Genomic DNA, 24215 nt, shown 5'->3' with positions numbered 1-24215 from the left:
CTCCTCTCAAATTCCCGCAATGCTTCTGACTGCTCCTGCCACTGCATCCGCTGTCAGTTCATAGTATTCTAACAGCTCCCTGTAGGAGTGGGCGCTGCAGCCAAACACATCCTTAATACCCACAAATTCCATAGGAACCGGCTTTTTCCTAAGTATTTCAGCAACCGCGCTGCCCAATCCGCCTCTCACGGTATGTTCTTCAGCCGTCACAATCCCTCTGCATCCTTTAAGCAGGCTGATAAGTACTTCCTCATCAATAGGCTTAATCGTTGGGACATTTATTACTCTTACACTTATCTCGTCTTTCAGGACCTCTGCCGCGGCCAGTGCTTCTCCCACCATATAACCGGTAGCGCATATAGCGATTTCGTCACCTTCCTTCATCACATAAGGCTTGCCAATCTGAAATTTTTTCCCTTCCGGGGTCACATTTTCATATTCATTGCGATTCAGTCTGAGGTAGCACGGGCCCTCAAACGCAGCAATGGCTTTCACAGCTTCCACTGTTTCATTTGCATCTGCCGGACAAATCACTGTCATATTGGGTATGGACCGGAATACGGCGATATCTTCCACGCACTGATGAGTGGCACCATCGCCAAAATCCGAGAGGCCCGAGGAAGCGCCGCATATTTTCACATTCAGCCTGCCAATTGCAATGGTCTGCCGTATCTGGTCAAAAGCCCTTCCTCCGGCAAAAACCGCAAATGAATTTGTGAATGGTATCTTTCCGGTTTGAGCCAGTCCGGCTGCCACACTCGTCATATTTGCCTCCGCAATCCCCATCTCAAAGTGCCGCCCGGGATATGCCGCCTCAAATATTTTCCCCATGGTAGAGCCGCCTAAGTCCGCGTCCAGAACTACAATCCGCTCATCATCTTTTCCTAACAGTTTTAAGGTATTTCCATAAGCCATTCTCTGATTCGTTTCACTCATTAAAATCCCCCCAATCTATACAGACAGCTCAGCAAGCGCCTGTACATAAGTTTCCTCAGTCAGCTTGCCGTTATGATAAGAAACCACATTTTCCGCAAAGCTCAGGCCTTTACCTTTTACCGTATCTGCAATGATAACCGTAGGCACCCCTTTCACCCGGTCCGCCCCATCCAGGGCTGTTAGTATCGCTTCCATATTGTGGCCGTCTATTTCCATGACATTCCAGCCAAAGCTTAAGAATTTAGCCCCAATATTCCCGGAATCCATTCTTTCCTTTATCTTTCCATTTGCCTGCAGCCCATTCCGGTCCACAATAGCCACCAGATTATCCGCCTTAAATGAGCTGGCCGCCATGGCTGCCTCCCATATTTGTCCTTCCGCTATCTCACCATCTCCTATAAGCACATATGTTTTTCTGTCCAACCCGTCCAGTTTTTGTCCCAGCGCCATCCCCAGACCTATGGATAATCCCTGTCCCAGCGAGCCAGTGCCGGCCTCTATACCAGGTGTCTTAAGGACGTCCGGATGTCCCTGCAGATAAGACCCCAGTTCCTTGGTATGGGGCAAATCCTCCACTGGAAAATAGCCAGATTCCGCCAATGCTGCATACTGCAAGATTGCAACATGGCCTTTGCTTAACAGGAACCGGTCACGGTCCCTTCTGTGAGGATTCTTCGGGTCATGTCTCAGCTTATAGAAATAAAGAGCAGCCACAATATCAGCCGAAGAGTTGGAGCCCCCTATATGGCCCGCTACTCCTATTCCCACACTGATAACCACGTCACGCCGCAGGGTCCGCGCCTTTTTTTCAAGCATCTCAATCAGTTCCTTACTATACACCACTGTCTCCTCCTTTCGCTTTTACATCCACATGTTTCAAAAATTCCAATGCCATGGCAGCTTCTGTTATAAAATTGCCGGAATACGCCTCACAGCTTACCCTGCCATCATATTCAATCTCCCTCAGCGCATCAAAAAAAATATGATAAGCAGCCTCCTTCCGGTATCCGGGAAATTCTCTTCCGGAACTTGAAAAATGAACATGCGCCAGATGTTTCTTTCCAAGTTTCCTCAGATGATTCATTGGTTCCCTCTCAGCCATCATGTGAAAATAATCAATCAACACTTTTATATTAGGGTGGTTAATTTCATCCGCCAGGCTGCTTCCCTCATTAAAAGTGTTAATAAGATTACATTCCTGTTTCCTCAATGGTTCGATGCATATGATAATCCCTTTGTCTTCCGCCAGTGGTGCAATTTGATTCAGCAGCTCTACAATCTGCTGATAACCGTTTTCCAGTGAAGTCCCATCCGGGACATTTTTAGCGGCTCCGCTTCCAAACACCACACATGCGGCCCCCAATGCTTCAGCGCGGGTCAGGGCATGCCGGGCATAATTCATTATCCTATCCATATGAACCTCCTGCCCTGTCAGCCTTATGTGTTTTGGAAAAAAGTTGTTGCAGACCTCACATCTGATAGATAACCGGTCTACCCTGCTCTTTAATTCTAAAAACTTCTGCTCGTCTAGCCCCATCATCTCTGACAGCGGCATTTCAACATAGTCATATCCCAAATATTCCAATTCATTTAAATGCTCTGTCCCAATTCCGTCAGGTTCTGAAGCAACCATATTGATGCAACATCCAAACCGCATACTTCTCCTTTCCTAAGTAAATTCACAAAGCTCCCCCTACTAACATGTTAGTTAGCTTTAATTAACATGTTTTATTTTTAACTAACATGTTAGTTGTCTATGTTTAGATAGTACCACCCATTTCTTTTGTTGTCAATATATCTAATATATTTTGTTTATTGTTTTTATTTTTATACCTTTTATCCAATTTATTTTAACCCCCGCCACATCCACGCTAAAATTCTATTGTTTTATTTTACCATATGTGCTAAACTTATATTGCATATGTAAAATGTCACACGTCAAGAAAAGAAGGTACAGCAATGGGAAAATATCAGAAAAGTTACGAGGACTCCATCACGAATGAGCCCGCATTGAATAAACGCGCCTATAATATCATTAAAAACAGGATTATATTTGATAAGCTTCACCCTGGCCAGCAGCTTAGCATTGCCGGCCTTGCCGAGGAACTCCAGGTTAGCCGGACTCCTATTTCCGTTTCCCTTTCCGCTCTTGAGAGAGACGGTTATGTGGTAGTACAGCCACAACGCGGAACATTTGTCAGGGAACTCACTCCCTTTGAGCTGGAAATCATATTTAAAGCAAGGGCATCTCTTGGGAAACTTGTTATAGAAAGTGCAGGACATCTGATAAGCAAAGAAGAACTCAATAAATTCCATGAGGAGTTCAGCCGATTCCGAAACATGAAGTACATAAGCAATCCTGATTTAATAGAGCTATTTTATCTGGATGTTGAATTCCACCGGCTGCTTGATGAATGTATTCCGGGTATTATTCACGACCAGGTTAAGATAATTGCCGATTTAACTATGAATAGCCGCTATATTGCTTACCGTAACCGCTTCGGCGGCCTCTCGGACCAGCAAATCAAGGTCCTGTGCTGCGATAATCATATAGCAATTATCGACGCACTTTTAAAAAGCGATGTAGCAAAGGCCGCCGACGCTTTTGTCAAAGATGTATGCTCCGGTTGGGAAAGCATAAAATTATAGTGCGCATCCCGCTTTACAGTAGATTCTGCCCAAATAAAAAACACAGCGTGCCACGTAGATACAATCTTTACGGCAGATTTGATTTGTGTGCACAAAAAAATCCATGAAGCCTTCTTTTACCTGCAGCTTCATGGATTTTATTCTATTACTCTGCCAAAACCGCTTCCATACAGCACATTCCACCTGCGCGCACCTTCCGGCCCTGTCATTTTCCCCGGGCCGTCATTTTCTTTGTCTTCAACCTAATGCTACAGGCTTATCAAATTCACAACATTTCACACAAAGTTCAAAATTCTGCTCCTGTTCTCCATGTTATAATAGACTCATTCCATTTGATAACAGGAGGGCTTCCATGCGCATATTAGTAATTGAAGACGAGAAACGGCTGGCTTTTACATTAGCCGACATGATAGGCGGGGCCGGATATTATACCGATGTCTCCCACGATGGGGCAGAAGGGCTGGAGCTGGCTAAAAGCGGTATTTACGACGCCATTGTTCTGGATGTAATGCTTCCCGGAATGGATGGTTATGAAGTCCTGAAAAGGCTGAGGAACTCCCGCAGCATGACGCCTGTGCTCATGCTGACTGCCAGGTCGGAACTGTCAGACCGGGTCAGGGGATTGGATGCCGGCGCGGACTACTATCTGACAAAGCCCTTTGCCACAGAAGAATTCCTCGCCTGCCTGCGCACCGTGCTGAGGCGCCACGGCGATATAGCACCTGACACATTATCCTTCGGCGACCTTATCCTCACGCCTTCCATGCCCGAACTCTGCTGCGGCAGCAGCAGCGTACCCTTAAGCGCCAAAGAGCTGGAACTCATGAGCCTGTTGATACAGAACAGCAGCCAGTATCTCCCCAAGGAAACCATTCTCCTTAAGGTATGGGGATATGACGCCAACGTAAATTCCAACAGCGTGGAAGCCTACATATCATTTCTGCGCAAAAAACTCGCTCTGCTGGGTTCCTCAGTCAGCATCTCTGTTATGAGAAACATTGGATATAAACTGGAGGTATCTGTATGATACGGAAACTGAGATGGAAATTTTCAGTCATCATGATGACCATAGTTACCCTTCTTCTGGCTGTCATCTTCATAACACTGTACTACACAACAAAAATAAACTATATCCAGAGAAGCATGGACACCCTTCATTCCGCCATGATGGAAAATCCCCCGGGCAGTGCGAGGGGACAGGCACCCCCTCCCCATCCCTCCCGCCCCCGGAGACAGGAGCTGCCTCTCATGGTCGTAGATATAAAGCAGGGCAATTATACGGTTGTGAAGAACCAGCTTCTGAGTACGGAAAGCCAGGAGGCCGAAACCCTGGTTTCCCTGGCAGAAAGTAGAGGTGGTGAATCCGGCACCCTAAAGGACCTGCATCTGCGTTATTTACGCGGAAAAACCATGCCCGGCCAAACAGTACGGTATGTATTTGCCGATATATACGAAGAGCAGAATTCTCTCTATTGGCAGGTGATTCACTCTTCCATTATCGGCGCATGTTCCTTTGCCGTTTTTTTCCTGTTCTCCACCCTTCTCTCCCGCTGGGCTGTAAAGCCGGTGGAAATTGCCTGGCAGCAGCAGCGTCAGTTTATCGCGGACGCTTCCCATGAGCTGAAGACTCCTCTCACAGTCATCCTCTCCAATGCGGATATGCTGGAAAAAGACCGGAATATACCCAATGGACAAAACCGGCAGCGAATAAGCCACATAAAAGCTGAGTCTCTGCGGATGAAACAGCTGATAGAAAGCCTTCTCACCCTCGCCCGAAGCGACTCAGGACAGGAAGCAGCAGTCTACAAGCCCGTTGACCTGAGCTTCATAGTAAACAGCAGCCTCATGGCCTTTGAACCTCTTGTCTTTGATATGGACAAGCGCATCACCTGTGATATTGAAGCCTCGCTCCAGGTAAATGGAGATGAGAAGAAACTCCGGCAGCTGTCAGATATCCTTCTTGACAACGCCTGCAAATACAGCAGGGAAAACGGTTCTATCTGTGTGACGCTGAAAAAGGACGGCGCGAAAGAGGCGCTCCTCACTGTGTCAGATGAGGGAACGCCTCTCACAAAAGAAGAAATCAAACACTTGTTTCTCCGCTTTTACCGTGCAGATGCTACCCGCAGCAATATTCCCGGCTACGGTCTTGGACTTTCCATTGCCCAAAGCATTGTAAATGAGCACGGAGGAAAGATTGATGCCGGCACAGATGGCTCCGGTGTCAATCTCTTTATGGTGCGGCTGCCCTTACTGGAATAAACAGATAATCCCCGGTTCACCGGCCTATTCAAGAAACGCCGTCCCATTCATGTATCCGGACCCGTCAAACACATGGATACCCTCACCCAGATTCTTCACCAGCAAAGTCTCCTGTATTTCCACTACAGAGGCTTTGCCGGAAACATTTCCTTCTTCCGGTACCCTTTCAAACTTCCCTTCCCTGCCTCCTTGTCCCGGGATTTTTTCAAAAGTACCGTTCCCTCCGCCGGGCATTCTTCCAAAACCGCCGCCGGATGGCGTACCATATTGATTTAATATACGGTCCACCGTCACCTGGATATCCTGGTCTCCGGCCGCTATGTGATAAGTCTCCCCGGTTTTTAAATCCGGTGAACTGAAGAGCAATGCCTCAAACTCCTTTGAAACCGCTGTTTCCGTCAATTGATTCCCCTGACTGTCCTCGATTGATATGGTTGTTCCGGCACTCTGACTCTCATCAAAGAAAACCACCAGCATGGGCTGGGATGAGTCCTCGGAAAACGTCTGGAACATACCTGCGCTTCCAACAGCCAATATGGTTCCGCCTGATACGGTTCCTGTGCCGTTGTAATCCAGAGCACCATTTCCGCCATTCTCAGGTCCCTCCACAAGGACGGTTCCCCCCTCCAGAAACAAGTCTCCGTTGGAATCTATACCATCTCCGGAGGCATTGATTCTTATGTCTCCTCCTGAAATGCGGATGTAAGCTCCCTCTGTTACATCAAAGGCACCTCCGCCCGGTCCCCGCCTGCTGCCAAAGGAATCTGTCCCCTCTGCATTTGATACCCCGGAGGCATCAGAGCCACCTGCTGCATTGATTCCGTCGTCCTCTGAATGAATCCGTATGGTTCCTCCGGTAATTTCTACACATAGCCCTTCCAGTCCCTCATAGCTCTGTTCCACTGTTATGGCTCCGCCAGCAACCTCCACCAGCGTCTCAGCCAGTATTCCTTTCTTTCCCGCTGTTATGGCCACGGTACCGCCGGTAATTCTCACATATCCCTTGTCCTCCTCCGTGTCATTATTTGACTGGATTCCATCGCTGCCCGCTGTAATGGCAAGACTTCCGCCATTCACCTCCACAAAATTCTTTCCCTTTACGCCGTCTTTTGCCGCATCAATGACATAGGTGCCGGAATTGATAATAACCCCGTCCTTTCCCCGTATCCCGTTCATATAATTACCGCTGATTTCCAGCATGCCGTTCCCCTCAAATACCATATCGTCCTTACTGAAAATAGCTGCGTCCGGCTCGTCCTCCCCGGCCTGCAAATAGACATACGCACTTCCGTCAGATACCTTGTTTTCCGAACCATCCTCCAGGACAATGGTCAGCAGCCCGCTTTGGCTGGCATAGATTGCAGAATAGCCGGAATTTGCAATAGAAACATTATCCAGCACCAGAAATACCTCATCCTCCTTTCCCGCATCCACCGTCACGCCTCCCTCTGCTATATTTCCTGTTAAACGGTATGTCCCGGCAGCAGAAATGGTGACATTGGCTCCGTCCGCCGCCGCTCCCTCCCCTTCTATGGTCACTGTATTTTCATTTCCTATAATTAAGGTTTCCTTTCCATTCCCACTAAAAGCCCCTGTCTGATTCCCTTCTGACCCCCCTGTATCCCCCGCTCCTATCTCATCCTTGCCAGCTGTTTTTGCACAGCCGGCAAGAAGCAGGGCGCCTGCCAGACCGGCTGCCAGGCCAGCTTTTCTAAATCTCCTGTATCTTATTTTGTCTCTATGCATACAAACATCCTCCTATAATTCTTCCCTGCTGTCCGGCAGCCGGCCGCAGACAATGGTAAGGTTTCCATTCCTGCAGCGTATATCATCCAGCATGTTCTTCTCAATTGTCCCGGATTTTAAATCCACGTGGTAGCACAGTTCATAGAGACTGCCCATATTTACAGTCCTGACCCGCACAAGCTCTGAATTTCTAGTGTATTTCTCAAATATATCGTCAAAAATTCCCGAATAATCCAGATTTTCCGGTATGGTAACCTTCAATTCCTTCCTCCCTGCACTGCCGGCCGGAAGGGATACCAGAAAAATAGTAATCCCGCCGGCCACTATCATCAGAAGCAGCGCGGTTCCCAGATAGCCCATTCCGGCAGCCAGCCCCAGGGCCATGGCCAGAAATATGCTTCCAATCTCCCTTGCATTGCCCGGCATGGACCTGAACCGCACCAGACTGAAGGCCCCCATAACCGCCACACCGGTACCCAGATTTCCGTTTACCAGCATAATCACTGTCTGGACCATAACAGGCAGCAGCACCAGGGTAAGGATAAAGCTTCTGGAATACCGGTTCCTGTATGTATGGACAGCAGCCAGCGCCGCGCCCAGCAGGACCGATGCGAGGGTACAGAGTAAAAATTGTCCCATTGTGATACCAGTGTATACGGTTTCGCTCAATACGCTCTCAAGCACAGATTCTTCCTCCTTCCGCCAATGCACCGCGGTGCAGATATTCTTTATAATAGGCGCCATACTTTGAATAGGATACAGGGAACAGCTCCATATCGGAAAACAGCCTGCTCATCCATACAGGCATAGCTCCCGGTATTTTGACCTCCATAAGAATCCGGTCCCCATCCAGAAGCATTGTGCCGTACTTCCCGTTTTGCAGCTCCAGTCCGCTGCACCTGCAGCAGATATCCCGGTCAAATGTAACCCTAAGTTCTCCATTTTCCTTTCCGTAATATGCAGCCCTGCTATATGCCACATAGGCAGCCGGTTTTAAATCATACCGGTTCATAACATAATCAATTTCCTTTAATATCTGGCTCTCCTCAGGCCGCCTGATTCCGTAATACAGATATTTCCTGGCCTGGCAGAGGTTCATGGGAATCCGGCGTTTATATACTACCCCGTCAAACTTTTTCTTTAATTCCGCATATACCACACTGTTGTCCGTCACCCTTCCATATGCCCTCAGCCGCAGCTTTTCCTTATATTCCGGCTTTTCAATGGATTGTCTGACCAGCTCAAAATCCCGTGTGTCAAAGTAAATATTGGAAATGGTGTGTTCCCCGTAATGGTCCGCCATCATCTGCCTTTCCAGCGCCGGAATCAACGCATTGTACTGTTTCACGGTAAGCATATATTTTTTCTCATAACGTTTGAATATTTCCTGAGTCATACACATTGCCTCCTTCATCTTCTATGGCTTTTATCCTAACAGTCCAAACTGAAACAAACCTTAAAAATCCTCGTAAAACCGTGAGCTTTCTGTGAACGGGCCGGGGATTTTCTGTGAACGGCCCGGAGATTTTCCGCGAACAGTAAACGCGTTTTTTTCTCAGTAAGCTCCCTGTTGCATTTTTTTCCCATTTACCGGCCAAAGCCCCCATTGAATTCACGCTTCTCCCGTGTTATATTCAAGACAGCATTTAAAACAGTGTTATGAATACAACGCAGGGGAAAGGAGGCAGTCATGGCAAAGCAGAGAGAAGGCGTGTACGAAAGGGTTCTTGAATGCGCGCGCCGTGAATTTCTGGCAAAGGGCTACCAGAATGCATCCCTGCGGTCCATTGCAGGAGATGCGGGAACCAGCACCGGTTCCATCTACACCCGGTTCGGAGGTAAAAGCGGGCTGTTTCGGGCTATTGTAGCGCCTGCGGCAGACGGACTCCTCCAATGGTTCCATGACACCCATGAGACATTTCACCGGCTGCCCTCCGCAATCCAGCACCAGGAGGCCTACACCTACGGACAGGATAAATTCATCTGGTTCGTGGATTATATATACGACCATTTTTCTGACTTCCAGCTCATCACCGGCTGCTCAGAGGGAACTGAGTATGCGGATTTTATCAATCAGCTGGCGGAAATTGATATGGAGTATAATGTAAACTTTGCCAGGACAATCGGCAGTGATGTCTACCAATCCGGACGTCTTTCCCATAACCTGATGCACATGCTGACCAACGCCTTTTATTCCGGTATTTTTGAAACCGTGGTTCGGAATATGCCCCGTGAAGAAGCCCAAATCTATACGGCCCAGTTAAGGCGATTTTTCCTGTGCGGCTGGAGGGATATATTTGAAGGCCGCGGAGAGTAGGCAACAAATGCATATATACTGCAGAAATGGGATTTCCTAAGAAATCTCATTTTATTAAAGCAGTAAGTTAGTTCTTTCTAACCATTTTAAGGAGGTATTACAATGCTGAAACGATTTTTTCAAAACACATGCAAACCCAAGGGAACTGCCGGGAAACTGATGATTCATATGATGAATAAAGGACATATGTCCCTTTCCCAATGGGGTTTCTCCCATCTGTCCCTCAATGACTGCCAATCCGCCCTGGACATCGGATGCGGCGGGGGAGCCAATCTGACCTCCCTGCTGAACCGTTTTCCTCAGGGCATGGTCACCGGAATGGATTATTCCCCTCTGTGTGTGGAACAATCCTCCCATAAAAACCAGGCTTTTATTGAATCCGGCCGATGCCGGGTCCTTCAGGGGGATGCCTCTTCCCTGCCCTTTGAACCGGACTCCTTTGACCTGGTAACTGCGTTTGAGACCATCTACTTCTGGCCCGGACTGCCATCCTGCTTCCGGCAGGTATTGACCGTGCTGAGGCCGGGCGGTCTGTTCCTGATTTGCAACGAGGCCTGCAATCCGGAGGACGACAGGTGGAGCAAAATCATAGACGGAATGACGGTATACAGCGGCAGTCAGCTGGAACAGTATCTGCAGGAAGCAGGGTTCAGCAGCATCCAGTGTGACGAGGACCGCCGGAAAGGCCGCATTTGCCTGATTGCAGAGAAAAAGAGATAAGGCATACCCCATCATCTGACCAACATGGCAATATGATAAATATAAGGCGTCTTATATCTTATCATAAGCCATGTTTTCTCTTATATCTCGATTTTTCCCGTCAAATAACCCTGGCTTTTTTACATTCTCCCTTTTACAGTGTTTTCTAAAACCTTCCGGAAATCGTACACATAATTCAAAAAATATTCAAAAAAAGAAAAATAAATAATTAAAAAATTAACAATTGACAAAAAACAAAACATTTGCTATATTGAATGTGTAAAGACTAAAAGTTTTAAAAATGCAATAAATCAAATTAATTTTAATTTTAAAATGTCAATATAGATTCAAAACAGTGAGGGGGCTTTTGCGCTGCCCGCGCAATTCCCGGCCTGACCTTATACCGTACATATAACATAAAGTAATAATTTTCGTAAAATAATAAAAACTTTATTTTTTAAAACATTGGGGTTACAATCTAAGTACATTTATACTTAGGAGGAAATTATATGAAGACCATTGAGAACGAGATGCCATTTTTCCAAACCCTGCTTAAACTTTTAAAAAATCAGTTTGGTATGGAGTCAGAATTTATCCTGCATGACTGGTCAAAAGGTTATGACCATAGTGTGGTAGCCATTGAAAACGGACATATCACAAACCGCAAGATTGGAGACTGCGGCAGCAACCTGGGCCTGGAAGTGATACGCGGAACCGCTACAAGCGATATGAAATGCAACTATGTCACGCGCACAAGGGACGGAAAAGTCCTGTTGTCCTCCACCATGTATATAAAGAATGATGACGGACAGGCTTTGGGCGCTCTGTGCATTAACACAGATATATCCGAAAGAATCAAAATAAAGGAATATCTGGATGCTTCGCTTCCCGAAGAGCTGAATAAAAAGGACAGCAACGAAGAGTTCTTTGCTACGGATGTATCTGACTTACTGGTATACCTAATAGACCAGGGGATAAATAAGATTGGCAGACCTGTCAGCGAGATGACCAAAGAAGACAAAATGAAGGTATTACGTTTTCTGGATGACAGAGGAGCGTTTCTCATCAGCAAATCCAGTACGAAAATCTGCCAGATTCTGGAAATCTCCAAATTTACCTTGTATAACTATTTGGATGAAGTACGTGAACGTAAAGAGTCCATTTAGAAATAAAATTTCTACCAAAGAGTAGAAAATTAAGAAAGGACGGCGAGGTAGTAATGAGAAAAATCAAACAGATTAAAAGGATTGCAGCAGTCGTAATGGCGGTTTCAGTTGCAGTGGGGCTGACAGCATGTCAGCAAAAAACTGACTCCCAGGGAAACTCTTCCCAGACAGGAACCCTCCAGAAAGTGCTGAAAGAGAGGAAGATGACGGTGGGATGCATTTTGTCCTTCCCTCCCTTTGGCTACAAATCAGAGGATGGCACTCCCATGGGATATGATGTGGACATGATTCATGAACTGGCGGATTCTTTAGGTGTGGAGGTTGAGATTGTGGAAGTTACTGCCGACGCCAGGATTCCCAGCCTGGAGACAGGCAAGGTTGATGCTGTATTCGGGAACTTTACAAGGACACTGGAGAGAGCACAGAAGATTGATTTCTCAAATCCTTATGTTGTTGCCGGAGAACGGCTTCTTGTAAAAAAAGGCAGCGGGATTAATTCCGTCGACGATTTAACGGGCAAGAAGGTTGCCGTTACAAAGGGGTCAACAAATGCTGAACTGATGGCAACATTAAACCCCAATGCTGAAGTAGTCTTCTTTGAAACGTCTGCAGACGCACTTCAGGCTGTAAAGAACGGCCAGTGCGCCACCTTCCTGGAGGACAGTAATTTCCAGCAATACCAGGCAGCCCAGAATGATGACCTTGAGGTGGTAGGCGATTCCCTGATTTCTCTGGAATACAATGCAATCGGCGTAAAAAAGGGCGACCAGGACTGGCTCAATTACCTGAACCTTTTCATCTTTAACACAAATGTATCAGGTAAAAATGATGAAATGTACTCAAAATGGTTTGGGGAACCAATGCCGTTTGATTTAAATCCTCAATATTAATCAAAGTAAATGGGGCTCCGTTACGGCAGCCCCATTCTATAGAAAGAGGTGTTAATATGTTCCTGGATTGGTGGACTCCCATCGAAAATCTTCCGGCACTGCTCAGAGGTGCACTTGTATCCCTTGAACTTACCCTGACCGTCTTCGCGCTGTCCCTGTTTTTCGGAACGGTTGTGGGATTTCTGCGGTATAACAGACAGCACAAAGCCGGTTACCGCATCGCAACTGTGTATGTGGAATTAATCCGCAACACCCCTATGCTGGTTCAAATTTTCTTTCTCTATTTTGGACTTCCCCAGTTTAAGATTTATCTTCCTGCCTTGTTCGCCGGTATACTGGGACTGACCATTAACAACACAGCATACATAGCGGAAATCGTCCGTTCCGGTATCCAGTCCATCCCCAAGGGCCAATGGGAAGCGGCCAACTGTCTGGGGTTAAAGCCCATCCACGCTTTTCTGGATGTCATCTTTCCCCAGGCCCTGCGCAACATTTTCCCTTCGCTTATTAATCAGTTCATCATGATACTCTTTGGTACGAGCCTGCTTTCCGTTCTTGACATCAAAGACCTTACCCAGGTGGCCTCCATACTGAATTCCCAGAATTTCCGAACCCTGGAGTTATTCACCTTTGCTATTGGCATCTACTATATTATGTCGGTGCTCTGCTCTAAAATCCTAAGATATGTTAACAACCGGTTCTTTCCAAGTATCAGCAACGGCGGGAGGTAAAATAAATGGATGGTTTTTTACGAGTTTTCTCCTATTGGAGGCTGCTGCTGGACGGTTTTCTGATTACGCTTAAGCTTTCTCTCACAGTAATCATTACCAGCACCCTTTTAGGAGTTATGTGCGGTATGCTCTTTACCTTAAAAAACAAGGGTGTCAGGGGCATTTTAAGGGTATATGTGGAATTATTCAGAGGATGTCCTCTGCTCATGCAGCTGTTTATGGGTTATTACGGCCTGGCTTATCTTGGAATACAGATAGATATCTTTTCAGCTGTAGTATTAGTATACACCTTGTACGGAGGCGCCTATATAGCGGAAATCATACGCTCCGGAATCGAAAGCATTCCAAAGGGACAGTGGGAAGCCGCTAAATGTATTGGCCTGCGTCCACTGGATGTACTCAGAGACGTCATACTGCCGCAGTCCTTTAAAATATCCCTGCCGGCACTGATTGGTTTTCATCTGGGACTAATCAAAGATACGTCCATTGCATCCATCATTGGATATTCCGAACTTCTGCGGGAAGGGAAAACCATCATGAATGTCACAGGGTATCCTTTTGAGACTTACATTCTTGTGGCAGTGATTTATTTCATTATATGTTATCCGCTTTCAAAATACGTAGGGTGGACAGAAAGGAAGGCAGGCTTATGATTGAGGTGAAAAATATTTATAAATCCTTTGGCGCTCTGGATGTTCTGAAGGATGTATCTCTGACTGTAAACAAGGGCGAGGTGGTAGTAATCATAGGCCCCAGCGGTTCAGGAAAAAGTACGCTGCTGCGCTGCATCAACCATCTGGAGACTCCTGATAAGGGCGAAATCGTGGTGGATGGCCAGGTTCTCACCGGCAAATCCAGCCAAATCAGAAAGGTCAGGGCCAACCTTGGTATGGTTTTCCAACAGTTCAATCTCTTTCCTCATATGAATGTCTATGACAACATCACTCTGGGGCCTAAGCGTGTGCAGAGCATGTCCAAAGAGGACATGGATAAAACGGTGGATGACCTTCTGGCAAAGGTAGGGCTGTCTGACAAAAAGTATAGTTATCCCCCCCAGCTGTCGGGCGGTCAGCAGCAGCGCATTGCCATAGCCAGAGCACTGGCCATGAATCCGGAATACATGCTGTTCGACGAACCCACCTCTGCCCTGGACCCGGAGTTAATCGGAGAAGTACTGGAAGTCATGCGCCAGCTGGCAAAGGACGGTATGACAATGATTATCGTGACTCATGAGATGAAGTTCGCCAAGGAGGTGGCGGACCGCGTAATCGTAATGGCGGACAGCCACATCATAGAGCAGGGGCCTCCTGAAGAGTTGTTCACAGCGCCTAAAGAGGCACGCACCCGTTCATTCCTGCGGTCAGTTTTGGAAAAAGAATAAAATAAAAGATAGAAAGGATATAATGCTATGGATGTATACGAAAATATCAGAAAATCAGGATACGAATTGCCCCCAAGCCCGCCCAAAGGAGGTATCTATAAACCCGTTAAACAGGTAGGAAATCTGTTGTTCATATCAGGTCAGGGAGCTACACGCAATGGACAGCCTGCTGTCTCCGGAAAACTGGGCAGTGAACGTACCATCGAAGAAGGACAGGAGGCTGCCAGAATCTGCACGCTGAATGCATTAAGCGTGCTCCATGAATATCTGGGCGATTTAAACAAGATCAAAAGTGTTGTTAAGATTCTGGCCTTTGTAGCCAGCGCTCCGGGATTCAATTCCCAGCCCGCTGTGGTTGACGGTGCTTCCCAGCTTTTAAAGGACGTATTTGGTGATGACAACGGAGTAGGCGCCAGGTCTGCTATTTCTGCTATTGAATTACCTGGTAATATTTCAGTGGAAATTGAGTTCATATTCGAAATTTGATACAGACTGTCTCACATTGGGAAGGAGGGATAGGAATGGACGAAAACCGTTATCTTCTTAAACACACGGACGAGATTATCACCCCATGCTTAATCTATTATAAGGATATCATTGAGCAGAATATAACTGAAATGATATCTGCCGCCGGCAATGCAAACCGTTTATGGCCCCATGTGAAATCCCATAAAATGAAAAAGCTGGTGGAGCTGCAGATTAAAATGGGTATTACAAGATTCAAATGCGCAACCATAGCCGAAGCCCAGATGGTTGCCGAAAGCGGTGCTTCCGATGCACTGGTGGCTTACCCGCTGGTGGGGCCCAACATAAAACGGTTTCTTGAATTAGTTAAAACCTATACAGGCACACGTTTCTGGGCCATTGGAGATGACCGGGAGCAGGTCTCACTGCTTAACAGCGCTGCCGGCACCCAGGAAATCATGGTGAATTTTTTGGCCGACGTCAACATGGGTACCAACAGAACCGGGATTTCCATGGATAAACTGCCGGATTTTTACCGGTACTGCTGTAATCTTCCCTGGCTCTCTGTCCAGGGGCTTCACTGCTATGACGGCAACAACGGCATTGCCCAATACGATGCCAGGGAAAAAGCAGTGGACGAAATAGACCGGGCAGTATTCACAACCGTGGCCGCCCTGGAGCAGGCGGGCTTTCCCTGCCCGGTTCTGGTTATGGGCGGCACCCCCTCTTTTCCCTGTCATGCCCGCTATAAACGTGTTTATCTGTCACCTGGCACAGGCGTTATCTCCGACTTCGGTTACGCCAGTAAATTTACAGATGAAACCTTTGCGCCTGCCGGATTGCTCATGACCCGTGTTGTCAGTCATGGCGCTCCCGGACTCTTTACATTGGATTTGGGCTATAAAGGAATCGCCGCCGACCCTCCCGGCCTCAGAGGCTGTCTTATCGGTGACTGGCATGCCACTCCCCTGAATCAGAATGAAGAACATTGGATTTGGAAAATGGAAGAGGGCTATGAGGACCAGAGGCCCGCTATCGGAACTGTATTATATGTGATTCCCACCCATATCTGTCCCACCAGCGCCCTGTATCCTGAAGCCCTGGTTGCCCTGGATGGTAAAATAGTTGATATTTGGGAAGTGACAGCCAGAAACAGAAAGCTTTCCATATAGGGAGGTAAATGCTTATGAATATACTGGATAACAGGATAATTGCCATCCTAAGGGATGTGGATGCAGAGAACATCGCAGACGTAATAAACGCTTTGATGGATGGCGGCATCAAAGCCATTGAGATTCCGTTAAGCCATAACTCTCCTGCCGCCAAAGCAGCCAGCCTCCGAACCATCCAAAAATCCCATGAGATTTTTGGAGACCAGATTTTCCTGGGGGCCGGAACCATATTAAGTCCTGAAGAAGCCGAGTCCGCGGCCAATGCCGGAGCAAAATACATTATATCTCCCAACATGGACCCTGAAACCATAAAAAAGACCAAGGCATTGGGGTTATTCTCCATGCCGGGAGCCATGACCCCCTCGGAGATTGCAGACGCTTATAAAAATGGCGCCGATATTGTCAAAATATTCCCGGCCGGAAATCTGGGGGCAGATTATATCAAAGCGATAAAAGGCCCTCTGGGTTTTATTCCGTTTGCTGCTGTGGGAGGGGTCAATCTTGAAAATGCCGGAAAGCTGCTGCAGGCTGGTTATCACATGATTGCAGTGGGAGGAAACCTGGCCGACAAAAAGGCTATACAGGACGGCGACTTCCGGAAAATCAGCTCCCTGGCCAGAGCTTATAAAGAAATTGCGGACACAGCAATATAGCAAAAACAAGTAAAGCAGGTATATCTATGGGAAATATATGTATAACAATAGACGGAGGAACCACCAATACCCGCTGTCTGGTTTGGAACCGGGAAGAACAGGTCATAGCCGGCTGCAAATTAAGCATCGGGGCGCGCAACGGCGCTATTGAACACGGAAATGACGCTCTAAAGACCCAGCTCAAACTCAATCTGGAGCAGGTATTGGAATCCTCGGGCCATTGTTGGGCAGATGTGGAATCCGTCCTTGCATGCGGTATGATTACCAGTTCCTCAGGACTATATGAATTGGCTCATTTAAGTACACCTGCCGGATTAAAAGAATTGGCCGAGGGCATAAAAACCATATTGATTCCCGATGTAAGTCCTGTGCCCATTCATTTTATACCCGGTGTGAAAAACCGTGTAAATCATCCGGACTTCGAATCCGTGGACCGGATGGATATGATGCGCGGAGAGGAAACAGAAAGCATGGCCTTATTGAGCCGCCATCACAAGGGAACCCCTATGCTGCTCATTCTTCCTGGTTCCCACAACAAATATATATCCGTAGATGAGAAATGCAGGATTACCGGATGCATGACATCAATGAGCGGCGAAATACTCTCATCTCTTACGTTAAATACCATACTGGCAGCGTCCGTTAACTGCAGCTTTTTAGATGAGTCTGAGCTGGATACACATTGGCTCCTGAACGGCTGCAGAAACAGCCATGCATTAGGTATTGGAAGAGCTGCATTTCTGACCAGGGTCCTTCATCTGTTCTGCGAACGTTCGCCTCAGCAATTAGGCAGCTATCTCCTGGGAACAGTCGTTGCTCTGGATTTGGAGGCGCTTAAGGGTTCAAAAGCAATCACCTTTAACCACGGCCATAAGATTGTAATTGGCGGAAAAGGAACAATGGCCCTTGCCCTTTCCCAAATCCTAAAGGAAGCGTATCCTGATTCAGAGGTTTTACAGGATTGCACGGAATACCTGGCAGGCATGGGAGCCAGGTTAATCTGGCAGGCTTCCCTTGATAATTAGCCACTTCACGCCTGTCTCATTCATTTCGGCCGCCGGAACCCAAATCCATTCCCGGCGGCCCTTCTCTTTCCATCTGTCTACAAACTCCAGTTCAGGCTCTTCCCCTGAAGTTCCGCCATATGACGGTATATTCCCATTTGCTCCATCAGTTCTTCCGGCGTCCCCTGCTCTGCCACGCAGCCATCCTTTAACACCACAATCCGGTCTGCTCCTGCCACGGTCCTCATTCTGTGCGCAATTATCAGCACAGTCTTATTCCTAACCAGATTGGATATGGCTTCCTGTACCTGCGTCTCATTCTCCACATCCAGCGAGGCCGTGGCCTCATCCATGAGAATCACGGGCGCATCCTTTAAGAGGGCCCTGGCAATAGACAGCCGCTGGCGCTCACCGCCGGACAGAGTGGAGCCATTTTCTCCAATCCGTGTCTCATACCCCTTTGGCAGACGGCGGATGAATTCCCCGCACTGAGCTGCCCTGGCTGCTTCCATAACCTCCTGGTCGGATGCGCCTTTGCGGCCCAGCCGGATATTTTCCATGATGGTATCGTTAAACAGGACCACATCCTGGAACACAATGGAAAAGCTTTTGAGCAGTGTCTCCGGCTCTATCTGGCTTATGTCCGTTCCCCCCAGTGTAATCTTCCCTCTGTCAATATCCCAGAACCTGGCTGCCAGCTTGGCACTGGTGGATTTTCCGCCGCCTGACGGCCCGACCAGAGCCGTCACCTGGCCCTGCTTTGCAGTAAAGGACACATCCTTTAAAACCGGTTCCCCGTCTTTATAGGAAAATCCCACATGGTCAAACACAATGTCATAACCATCATAGACAGCTTCCTTACTGCCCTGCTGGACAGGCTGTTCCTCAATTCCTTTCATCCGTTCCACCACCAGAAGGGTGGAATACACAGCCGACAGGTTCTGCAGACAGCTGCTAAGAGGGCCGTACAGCCTGGTAGACGCCACCATGAACATGAGGAACAGCATGAAGTCAATGGAACGGGATGACAGCAGGGAGGCTCCCGCCAGTACCGTGGTGGCCATGCCGACTTTCAGGAACATCTGGGACGCCGTGACCATGGTGCCGTTAAACAGCTCCAGGCGTATGGTAATGGACTCCACATTCATAATCTTCCGGTCCAGTCCTTGCAGATACTCCTCCTTCTGGTTATTGGCCTTGATATCCTGAATATTCTCAATGCACTCCTGGATACCGTCGGATGCAGCGATTTTCGTCCCCTTCTGCCTGCGCTCCACCCGGTCCACCATGGGCCGGGTGCCTGCTGCCAGAAGAAAGGACACAGGAACCACCCACAGCACAGCCAGGCCCATCCGCCAGTCAGCAGCCATAAGGCACACTCCAATGAAGGCCGTGGATATAAATGCGCCTATGAGTTCCGGTATGAAATGGGAGAATGCCTTTTCAATAAACGCGCTGTCAGCCATAATGGTGGTGGTTAAATCCGCCAGGTCCCTCTTTCCAAAAAAGGACAGGGGCAGGGTCCTGAGCCGTTCTGCCAGCCGGATGCGCATATTGGCGCTTTCCGTATAGGAGGCCACAAAGGTAGCGTTATACTGGATTCTCCAAAAAACAAATATTAATATCAAAAGGATAATGCTGATAATTACATACCCGGCCATCCCCATGGAAGGAGCCTTAAGACCCACCAGAGGGCCCAGCAGCCGTTCCAGAAACAGGAACAGGATGCCCATGGGGAAAATCAGCCCCATATTAGTTAGGGCGCAGGAAAATATGGCCTTTGTCAGGTCTCTTCCCCCCTGTTCGCTCAATGCGAATTTTCTCTGCAGATACTTGCTCATGCCATTCCACCTACCTTCCACTCTACTGAGGTCTGATAATCCTTCCACATTTTTGCATACAGCCCCCGGGCCTTCAGAAGTTCATCGTGATTTCCCTGCTCAGCCACCCTGCCTTCCTCCATCACGAAGATACAGTCGGCCCTGCACACCGTAGACAGTCTGTGCGCAATCATAATCACAGTCTTGCCCTCCACCAGCTTCTCAAATGCCTGCTGAATCAGATATTCATTATCCGGGTCTGCAAATGCCGTGGCTTCATCCAGGAGAACAATGGGAGCATCCTTCAGGATTGCCCTGGCCAGGGCAATTCTCTGCATTTCCCCGCCTGACAGGTACACGCCCTTGGTCCCCACCACCGTATCCAGCCCCTGGGGCATCTTTTCAATGATGTCCTCACACCTGGCTGCTTTCACGGCCCTCATGACCTCCTCCTTATCCGCCTTTGGCCTTGCCGCCCGTATATTGTTCAGCAGGCTGTCCTTAAAGAGGCGGCTGTCCTGGAACACAAAGCTGACCTGCTTCATCAGCTCTTTTGTCCCCATGTCCCTCACATCCACGCCGCCGATGCATATGCTTCCCCTGTCCACGTCAAAGAACCTGGGAATCAGGCTGACCAGGGTGGTCTTGCCGCTTCCCGAGGCCCCTACCATTGCGGCGGTTGCTCCCTGGGGTACGGTAAGGGACACGTGGTCCAGGGCATTTACCCCGTCCTTATTATAGGAAAAGGAAACGTCCTTAATCTCAATCCTGTGGTTTTCAGGCTTCCTTGGAACACCTGGCTCAGGAAGGGGTTTTTCCCTGATAATATTCAGTATGCGCTCCAGGGCATCATTGGCAGCCACGGTATTTTCACTGGTCCACATGATTTTATCCATCATGGTCACGCAGACAGGCGTAAAGAGGATATAAAAAACCAGGTCCAATACCGTTGTCACATAGGCTTCCCCCCTGGCCGCATCCCCTGCCAGAAGAAGCCCGGCTGGTATGAGAACGGCAAAAATGCCGTTGATGCTGACTGAATAACAGCACATAGGTATCCTGAGGGACAGGGTATAATTCACAGCCCAGTCCTTGTAGCGCATGATGGAATCGTGAAAGCTTTTAAAGGAAAAAATGCTCTGCTGGAATGTTTTCACCACAGGTATTCCCCGCACATACTCCACGGCCTCATTGTTCATGTCCTCCAGAGCATTCTGGTACTGCCTCATGCACTCGGCCATTCCGGTCCCCATCATCCGGCTCAGGAAAAATGCGCCTGCGGCCATGGGGATGAGACTAATCAGGCCAAATCTCCAGTCGAACACCAGAAGCAGAACCAGCACTGCCGCAGGTGTCACCAGGGCACCAGCCAGGTCCGGCAGCTGATGGGCCAGATACGTCTCTGTCTGGCCCGCTCCGTCGTCGATGATGCGGCGCAGCTTTCCGCTGCCGGTCCCCTTAAAATAACCAATAGGCAGTTCTGTCAGATGGTGAAGGGCAACTGTTTTCATGTTCCTGGCCGTCCGGAAGGCAGAAATATGGGTGCACATCAGAGCTCCAAAATAGATCAGCATACTGAGGAGCGAGGATGCCACCGCCATCCATCCCCAGTAAACCAGCATTCCCCCGTCCGGGCCCTCGGGCCAGTTAAGCACCGCCAGCTTTATCACCTTCCACATACACAGATAGGGCACCAGGCTTATGACTGCGCTGATTCCTGACAGGACGCAGCCTGCTCCCGTCAGGTATTTGTGCTTTCCCGCAAAGGTCTTGAGCGTCACCTTACCTGTATCAGGAAGCTGTGTCATAATATGCTTTCGTTTACCATCCACTTTTTCATCCTCCTTTTATTAGTTTCAACTAACCATTTGTTATAAAATTAAGGCTGTCAGGCTTCCGCCTTAAGCCTCTCTACCGCCTTAAGCCTCTCTCCTGCCTGCAGCCTCTCTCCCGCCCGCAGCCTGCACCATTTCTGTCATACTCACACATCCAGGCCCATGATGCGCACCCATCCTGCATGTTGGAAACGGCTTAAGATGAGGGAGCAGGAGACCGCCTGTTCCCTTGGCAGGTCATGGGACACAAATTCATGAAGCTGCTGGAAAAAGGACCTGCATAAAATATGAATCAGCGTACTGCTCATCCCCGCTGCCGTATGCCCCAAAGACTCCATGGCATTGATAAAATCCCAGCAGGATTGCTCCTCCACTGCTGCCAGTCTGTCAAAATAGCGTTCCCTTACCCCCGGCGCACTGCAGCACAGCAGCAGTTTGAATACCTCAAAATGGTCATAGATATAATTCACCATCCATGGAATATACTGCTCTGTAATCTCATTCAGCCGGGCAGGCTGCAATCCGGGCGGCAGGGAAGCAAATTCCTTGTGCACTTTATCATACATGGCCAGCAGTTCCTCTGCCGTGTCCGCTGTCAGGGCGTCAAACAATGCTTTCTTTCCCGGAAAGTAACCGTATATGGCTCCGGTTGTCACCGACGCCTCCTTTGCAATTCTCCTGAGGGATGCCTTTTCATATCCATATGTAAGAAATTCCTTTTTCCCTGCCTCTAATATGGCTGCAGCTGTGCTGTTATCCCGGCCCCCCATGTCAATCACCCTGTCCTTTCCCCATATCCTTATAACACTGTTATATAACATCGTTATTATGTTACAAAAAAAGGCATCCGTCAATGCATATAACTGATACCTTTTCTCATTAAACCATTTTTTGTATTTTTTGAAAAATCTTCTCAAATAAACTGATTAAAATCATGCGATTTGGAGTATGATTAAGTTAGACAAGTCTAATCCAAATGCATCAAATTGTCAAAAACAATTATTAGAAAGGACAAATATCATGGGACGCAGTTATCATTTATCAAAGAAACTGGCAGATAATCAAGCCAGGGAAATCCTTCGGGAAATAAGTGAGCTTCCCGATATCAAGCAGGCCCATTTCAGTACAGGCCTGGACTATCTGGAAATAGAGACAGGCAATCAGGATTACTCCGATGTTATGTCCAGGGCCGTCAACATTTTCCGCCGGGCAGGCGGAGGCTGTGAACTCTCCTTTGCCAGGTTCCTCCATTAAACCCGGGGACCTTTATGCAGAAAAGGTGCTGTTGCAGCAGCACCTCAGACTGCTGCAGACAAAGCGGCTCTGGGATTTGCATCCCGGAGCCTGCTTTCTAACAATTCAGAACAATCCTTTCATATACAGAAAATTGTAAATCTGCTTAAAGATAGACCACTGTCTGGCTGTAAGCCTGGTGGAGCCAGTTGTGCTACAGACTATGGCGGCAGGATGTGTCTCTCCCCATTTCTGCCTACGCCTTCCCCAACAGGGACCTGCCATATGGTACAGGGCCACCACAAAGGAATGAAACTCGTGGCCGCCGGGAACGCCGTGGAAAAGAATATTCCCACCGCTGTAAAATCCCCGGTCCCGGGGCACCTGTCCTCTGTGCCGGCAGCTGTCCTATATCAGTCCTACCAAATCCAGGCTTGGCTTTAAAGTGTCTGCTCCGGGCTGCCACTTTGCAGGGCACACCTGGTCGCCGTGTTCTGCCACAAACTGGGATGCCTGGACACGTCTGAACAACTCGTCCGCATTCCTGCCCACATTGCCTGCAATAACCTCGTAGGCCACAATCTTACCTTCCGGATTCACAATGAAGCTTCCTCTTTCAGCCATTCCGTCCGCCTCTATCATCACGTCAAAATCCCTGGCCAGTCTGCCCGTGGGGTCTGCCAGCATGGGGTAATTGATTTTCCGGATGGTCTTGGATGCATCGTGCCATGCCTTGTGGACAAAATGGCTGTCGCAGGACACGCTGTATATCTCGCAGCCGGCTGTTTTAAAATCCTCATACTTATCAGCCAGGTCCTCCAGCTCAGTGGGGCACACAAAGGTAAAATCCGCCGGATAGAAAAAGAATACGGCCCACTTGCCTAATACGTCTGATTTCTTTACTTCCCTGAACGCTCCGCCTGCATAGGCCTGTACTGTAAAATCGCTGATTTCTTTTCCAATTAATGACATATTGTTTCCTCCTGTTATTTATGATAGTTTTTAGGTGTTCTCCCGCTGTTCTTCTCTGATAATCTTGCTGATAACCCGGCAAACCATTCAGGTTACAGCGGTTTGGTTTATATTGGTATTTAAGTGCCGCTCCTTTATTAGTTTTAACTAACTTAGTTATATTTTACCAAATCACCGGCTGTTTGTCAAGAAACAATATTAATAATAATTATTAATATTGTTTCTTTTGTAACATGAGCAAAAAAACAGCCGGACAAGTTTCCTCATCCGGCTGTTCCCGCCCT

The 24215-nt window shown here is 48.2% G+C and carries 25 protein-coding genes; 15 read left to right on the top strand and 10 right to left on the bottom strand.

Annotation, left to right across the window (positions count from 1 at the left end; genetic code table 11):
- Window positions 1-6 precede the first annotated feature (6 nt).
- Genes I2H39_RS16795 through I2H39_RS16785 form a run of 3 tightly spaced genes read right to left on the bottom strand, consistent with a single transcriptional unit; the run spans window position 7 to window position 2569 of the window.
- Window positions 7-936 (bottom strand): transketolase C-terminal domain-containing protein, encoded by a 930-nt coding sequence (locus I2H39_RS16795; protein WP_195627061.1) that lies wholly within the window; start codon window positions 934-936, stop codon window positions 7-9.
- A gap of 15 nt (window positions 937-951) precedes the next feature.
- On the bottom strand, window positions 952-1776 hold the full coding sequence (locus I2H39_RS16790) for a transketolase (RefSeq protein WP_195627060.1): 825 nt from the start codon (window positions 1774-1776) through the stop codon (window positions 952-954).
- Window positions 1769-2569: a sugar phosphate isomerase/epimerase family protein gene (locus I2H39_RS16785; RefSeq protein WP_227147276.1), complete on the bottom strand. Its 801-nt coding sequence runs from the start codon at window positions 2567-2569 to the stop codon at window positions 1769-1771. Before I2H39_RS16785 ends, I2H39_RS16790 begins: the two co-directional genes overlap by 8 nt.
- A gap of 326 nt (window positions 2570-2895) precedes the next feature.
- On the opposite strand from I2H39_RS16785, the gene I2H39_RS16780 reads away from it, so the two are divergent.
- The 3 genes from I2H39_RS16780 to I2H39_RS16770 all read left to right on the top strand — a co-directional run bounded on the left by I2H39_RS16780 (window position 2896) and on the right by I2H39_RS16770 (window position 5847).
- The gene (locus I2H39_RS16780) at window positions 2896-3585 is read left to right on the top strand and encodes a GntR family transcriptional regulator (protein WP_195627058.1); all 690 of its coding nucleotides are present in this window, start codon (window positions 2896-2898) and stop codon (window positions 3583-3585) included.
- A 352-nt stretch (window positions 3586-3937) separates the two neighbouring features.
- Window positions 3938-4612 carry a response regulator transcription factor gene (locus tag I2H39_RS16775; RefSeq protein ID WP_195627057.1) on the top strand — a complete coding sequence of 225 codons (675 nt, stop codon included), beginning with the start codon at window positions 3938-3940 and terminating at the stop codon, window positions 4610-4612.
- Complete coding sequence (locus I2H39_RS16770; protein WP_195627056.1) at window positions 4609-5847, top strand: HAMP domain-containing sensor histidine kinase; 1239 nt, start codon at window positions 4609-4611, stop codon at window positions 5845-5847. Before I2H39_RS16775 ends, I2H39_RS16770 begins: the two co-directional genes overlap by 4 nt.
- Window positions 5848-5871: 24 nt before the next feature.
- Here the strand turns inward: I2H39_RS16770 and I2H39_RS16765 are convergent, their stop codons facing one another.
- The 3 genes from I2H39_RS16765 to I2H39_RS16755 are packed head-to-tail and all read right to left on the bottom strand — an operon-like array spanning window position 5872 to window position 8989.
- Window positions 5872-7593: a carbohydrate-binding domain-containing protein gene (locus I2H39_RS16765; protein WP_195627055.1), complete on the bottom strand. Its 1722-nt coding sequence runs from the start codon at window positions 7591-7593 to the stop codon at window positions 5872-5874.
- Between the two features lie 12 nt (window positions 7594-7605).
- Window positions 7606-8277 (bottom strand): DUF4956 domain-containing protein, encoded by a 672-nt coding sequence (locus I2H39_RS16760; protein ID WP_195627054.1) that lies wholly within the window; start codon window positions 8275-8277, stop codon window positions 7606-7608.
- Window positions 8270-8989: a polyphosphate polymerase domain-containing protein gene (locus I2H39_RS16755; protein WP_195627053.1), complete on the bottom strand. Its 720-nt coding sequence runs from the start codon at window positions 8987-8989 to the stop codon at window positions 8270-8272. The genes I2H39_RS16760 and I2H39_RS16755 overlap by 8 nt, the downstream gene beginning before the upstream one ends.
- 294 nt (window positions 8990-9283) lie before the next feature.
- Between I2H39_RS16755 and I2H39_RS16750 the strand changes: the two genes are divergently transcribed.
- From I2H39_RS16750 to I2H39_RS16700, 11 genes are all read left to right on the top strand, one after another.
- Complete coding sequence (locus I2H39_RS16750) at window positions 9284-9910, top strand: TetR/AcrR family transcriptional regulator (protein ID WP_195627052.1); 627 nt, start codon at window positions 9284-9286, stop codon at window positions 9908-9910.
- Window positions 9911-10012: 102 nt separating this feature from the next.
- Window positions 10013-10630 (top strand): class I SAM-dependent methyltransferase, encoded by a 618-nt coding sequence (locus I2H39_RS16745; protein WP_195627051.1) that lies wholly within the window; start codon window positions 10013-10015, stop codon window positions 10628-10630.
- Between the two features lie 488 nt (window positions 10631-11118).
- Window positions 11119-11775 (top strand): helix-turn-helix transcriptional regulator, encoded by a 657-nt coding sequence (locus I2H39_RS16740; RefSeq protein WP_138308275.1) that lies wholly within the window; start codon window positions 11119-11121, stop codon window positions 11773-11775.
- A gap of 53 nt (window positions 11776-11828) precedes the next feature.
- Window positions 11829-12665 carry a transporter substrate-binding domain-containing protein gene (locus I2H39_RS16735; protein ID WP_138308277.1) on the top strand — a complete coding sequence of 279 codons (837 nt, stop codon included), beginning with the start codon at window positions 11829-11831 and terminating at the stop codon, window positions 12663-12665.
- A gap of 56 nt (window positions 12666-12721) precedes the next feature.
- Window positions 12722-13396 (top strand): amino acid ABC transporter permease, encoded by a 675-nt coding sequence (locus tag I2H39_RS16730; RefSeq protein WP_138308280.1) that lies wholly within the window; start codon window positions 12722-12724, stop codon window positions 13394-13396.
- A gap of 5 nt (window positions 13397-13401) precedes the next feature.
- A complete protein-coding gene (locus I2H39_RS16725) occupies window positions 13402-14049 on the top strand; it encodes an amino acid ABC transporter permease (RefSeq protein ID WP_138308282.1) in 648 nt (215 codons plus the stop codon).
- Window positions 14046-14777: an amino acid ABC transporter ATP-binding protein gene (locus tag I2H39_RS16720; protein ID WP_138308284.1), complete on the top strand. Its 732-nt coding sequence runs from the start codon at window positions 14046-14048 to the stop codon at window positions 14775-14777. Before I2H39_RS16725 ends, I2H39_RS16720 begins: the two co-directional genes overlap by 4 nt.
- A gap of 27 nt (window positions 14778-14804) precedes the next feature.
- On the top strand, window positions 14805-15263 hold the full coding sequence (locus tag I2H39_RS16715; protein ID WP_138308285.1) for a RidA family protein: 459 nt from the start codon (window positions 14805-14807) through the stop codon (window positions 15261-15263).
- A gap of 35 nt (window positions 15264-15298) precedes the next feature.
- The gene (locus I2H39_RS16710) at window positions 15299-16414 is read left to right on the top strand and encodes a D-TA family PLP-dependent enzyme (protein WP_195627050.1); all 1116 of its coding nucleotides are present in this window, start codon (window positions 15299-15301) and stop codon (window positions 16412-16414) included.
- 14 nt (window positions 16415-16428) lie between these two features.
- Window positions 16429-17067 (top strand): bifunctional 4-hydroxy-2-oxoglutarate aldolase/2-dehydro-3-deoxy-phosphogluconate aldolase, encoded by a 639-nt coding sequence (locus I2H39_RS16705; protein ID WP_138308290.1) that lies wholly within the window; start codon window positions 16429-16431, stop codon window positions 17065-17067.
- A 26-nt stretch (window positions 17068-17093) separates the two neighbouring features.
- Complete coding sequence (locus tag I2H39_RS16700) at window positions 17094-18092, top strand: 2-dehydro-3-deoxygalactonokinase (RefSeq protein WP_195627049.1); 999 nt, start codon at window positions 17094-17096, stop codon at window positions 18090-18092.
- 77 nt (window positions 18093-18169) lie between these two features.
- Here the strand turns inward: I2H39_RS16700 and I2H39_RS16695 are convergent, their stop codons facing one another.
- The 3 genes from I2H39_RS16695 to I2H39_RS16685 all read right to left on the bottom strand — a co-directional run bounded on the left by I2H39_RS16695 (window position 18170) and on the right by I2H39_RS16685 (window position 22547).
- A complete protein-coding gene (locus I2H39_RS16695; RefSeq protein WP_195627048.1) occupies window positions 18170-19912 on the bottom strand; it encodes an ABC transporter ATP-binding protein in 1743 nt (580 codons plus the stop codon).
- The gene (locus I2H39_RS16690; RefSeq protein ID WP_207746866.1) at window positions 19909-21699 is read right to left on the bottom strand and encodes an ABC transporter ATP-binding protein; all 1791 of its coding nucleotides are present in this window, start codon (window positions 21697-21699) and stop codon (window positions 19909-19911) included. Before I2H39_RS16690 ends, I2H39_RS16695 begins: the two co-directional genes overlap by 4 nt.
- 173 nt (window positions 21700-21872) lie before the next feature.
- Complete coding sequence (locus tag I2H39_RS16685) at window positions 21873-22547, bottom strand: helix-turn-helix domain-containing protein (protein ID WP_330641040.1); 675 nt, start codon at window positions 22545-22547, stop codon at window positions 21873-21875.
- A 199-nt stretch (window positions 22548-22746) separates the two neighbouring features.
- Between I2H39_RS16685 and I2H39_RS16680 the strand changes: the two genes are divergently transcribed.
- Window positions 22747-22980, top strand: coding sequence for a hypothetical protein (locus I2H39_RS16680; protein WP_138308300.1), 234 nt, complete (start codon window positions 22747-22749; stop codon window positions 22978-22980).
- Between the two features lie 387 nt (window positions 22981-23367).
- Here the strand turns inward: I2H39_RS16680 and ahpC are convergent, their stop codons facing one another.
- Complete coding sequence (ahpC, locus tag I2H39_RS16675; RefSeq protein ID WP_195627046.1) at window positions 23368-23931, bottom strand: alkyl hydroperoxide reductase subunit C; 564 nt, start codon at window positions 23929-23931, stop codon at window positions 23368-23370.
- Window positions 23932-24215: the final 284 nt, after the last annotated feature.

Source organism: Clostridium sp. 1001283B150225_161107_B6, assembly GCF_015556325.1.
GTDB lineage: Bacteria > Bacillota > Clostridia > Lachnospirales > Lachnospiraceae > Enterocloster.
Note: the sequence above shows the minus strand (reverse complement) of the source record. Positions and strands in the feature narration are given on the sequence as shown.

Coding starts and splice junctions, on each gene's coding strand:
- I2H39_RS16795 (WP_195627061.1), bottom strand. CDS start 936: ATGAGTGAAACGAATCAGAGAATGGCTTATGGAAATACCTTAAAACTG.
- I2H39_RS16785 (WP_227147276.1), bottom strand. CDS start 2,569: ATGGTTGCTTCAGAACCTGACGGAATTGGGACAGAGCATTTAAATGAA.
- I2H39_RS16780 (WP_195627058.1), top strand. CDS start 2,896: ATGGGAAAATATCAGAAAAGTTACGAGGACTCCATCACGAATGAGCCC.
- I2H39_RS16775 (WP_195627057.1), top strand. CDS start 3,938: ATGCGCATATTAGTAATTGAAGACGAGAAACGGCTGGCTTTTACATTA.
- I2H39_RS16770 (WP_195627056.1), top strand. CDS start 4,609: ATGATACGGAAACTGAGATGGAAATTTTCAGTCATCATGATGACCATA.
- I2H39_RS16765 (WP_195627055.1), bottom strand. CDS start 7,593: ATGCATAGAGACAAAATAAGATACAGGAGATTTAGAAAAGCTGGCCTG.
- I2H39_RS16755 (WP_195627053.1), bottom strand. CDS start 8,989: ATGACTCAGGAAATATTCAAACGTTATGAGAAAAAATATATGCTTACC.
- I2H39_RS16750 (WP_195627052.1), top strand. CDS start 9,284: ATGGCAAAGCAGAGAGAAGGCGTGTACGAAAGGGTTCTTGAATGCGCG.
- I2H39_RS16745 (WP_195627051.1), top strand. CDS start 10,013: ATGCTGAAACGATTTTTTCAAAACACATGCAAACCCAAGGGAACTGCC.
- I2H39_RS16740 (WP_138308275.1), top strand. CDS start 11,119: ATGAAGACCATTGAGAACGAGATGCCATTTTTCCAAACCCTGCTTAAA.
- I2H39_RS16735 (WP_138308277.1), top strand. CDS start 11,829: ATGAGAAAAATCAAACAGATTAAAAGGATTGCAGCAGTCGTAATGGCG.
- I2H39_RS16730 (WP_138308280.1), top strand. CDS start 12,722: ATGTTCCTGGATTGGTGGACTCCCATCGAAAATCTTCCGGCACTGCTC.
- I2H39_RS16725 (WP_138308282.1), top strand. CDS start 13,402: ATGGATGGTTTTTTACGAGTTTTCTCCTATTGGAGGCTGCTGCTGGAC.
- I2H39_RS16720 (WP_138308284.1), top strand. CDS start 14,046: ATGATTGAGGTGAAAAATATTTATAAATCCTTTGGCGCTCTGGATGTT.
- I2H39_RS16715 (WP_138308285.1), top strand. CDS start 14,805: ATGGATGTATACGAAAATATCAGAAAATCAGGATACGAATTGCCCCCA.
- I2H39_RS16710 (WP_195627050.1), top strand. CDS start 15,299: ATGGACGAAAACCGTTATCTTCTTAAACACACGGACGAGATTATCACC.
- I2H39_RS16705 (WP_138308290.1), top strand. CDS start 16,429: ATGAATATACTGGATAACAGGATAATTGCCATCCTAAGGGATGTGGAT.
- I2H39_RS16700 (WP_195627049.1), top strand. CDS start 17,094: ATGGGAAATATATGTATAACAATAGACGGAGGAACCACCAATACCCGC.
- I2H39_RS16695 (WP_195627048.1), bottom strand. CDS start 19,912: ATGAGCAAGTATCTGCAGAGAAAATTCGCATTGAGCGAACAGGGGGGA.
- I2H39_RS16690 (WP_207746866.1), bottom strand. CDS start 21,699: ATGACACAGCTTCCTGATACAGGTAAGGTGACGCTCAAGACCTTTGCG.
- I2H39_RS16685 (WP_330641040.1), bottom strand. CDS start 22,547: ATGTTATATAACAGTGTTATAAGGATATGGGGAAAGGACAGGGTGATT.
- I2H39_RS16680 (WP_138308300.1), top strand. CDS start 22,747: ATGGGACGCAGTTATCATTTATCAAAGAAACTGGCAGATAATCAAGCC.
- ahpC (WP_195627046.1), bottom strand. CDS start 23,931: ATGTCATTAATTGGAAAAGAAATCAGCGATTTTACAGTACAGGCCTAT.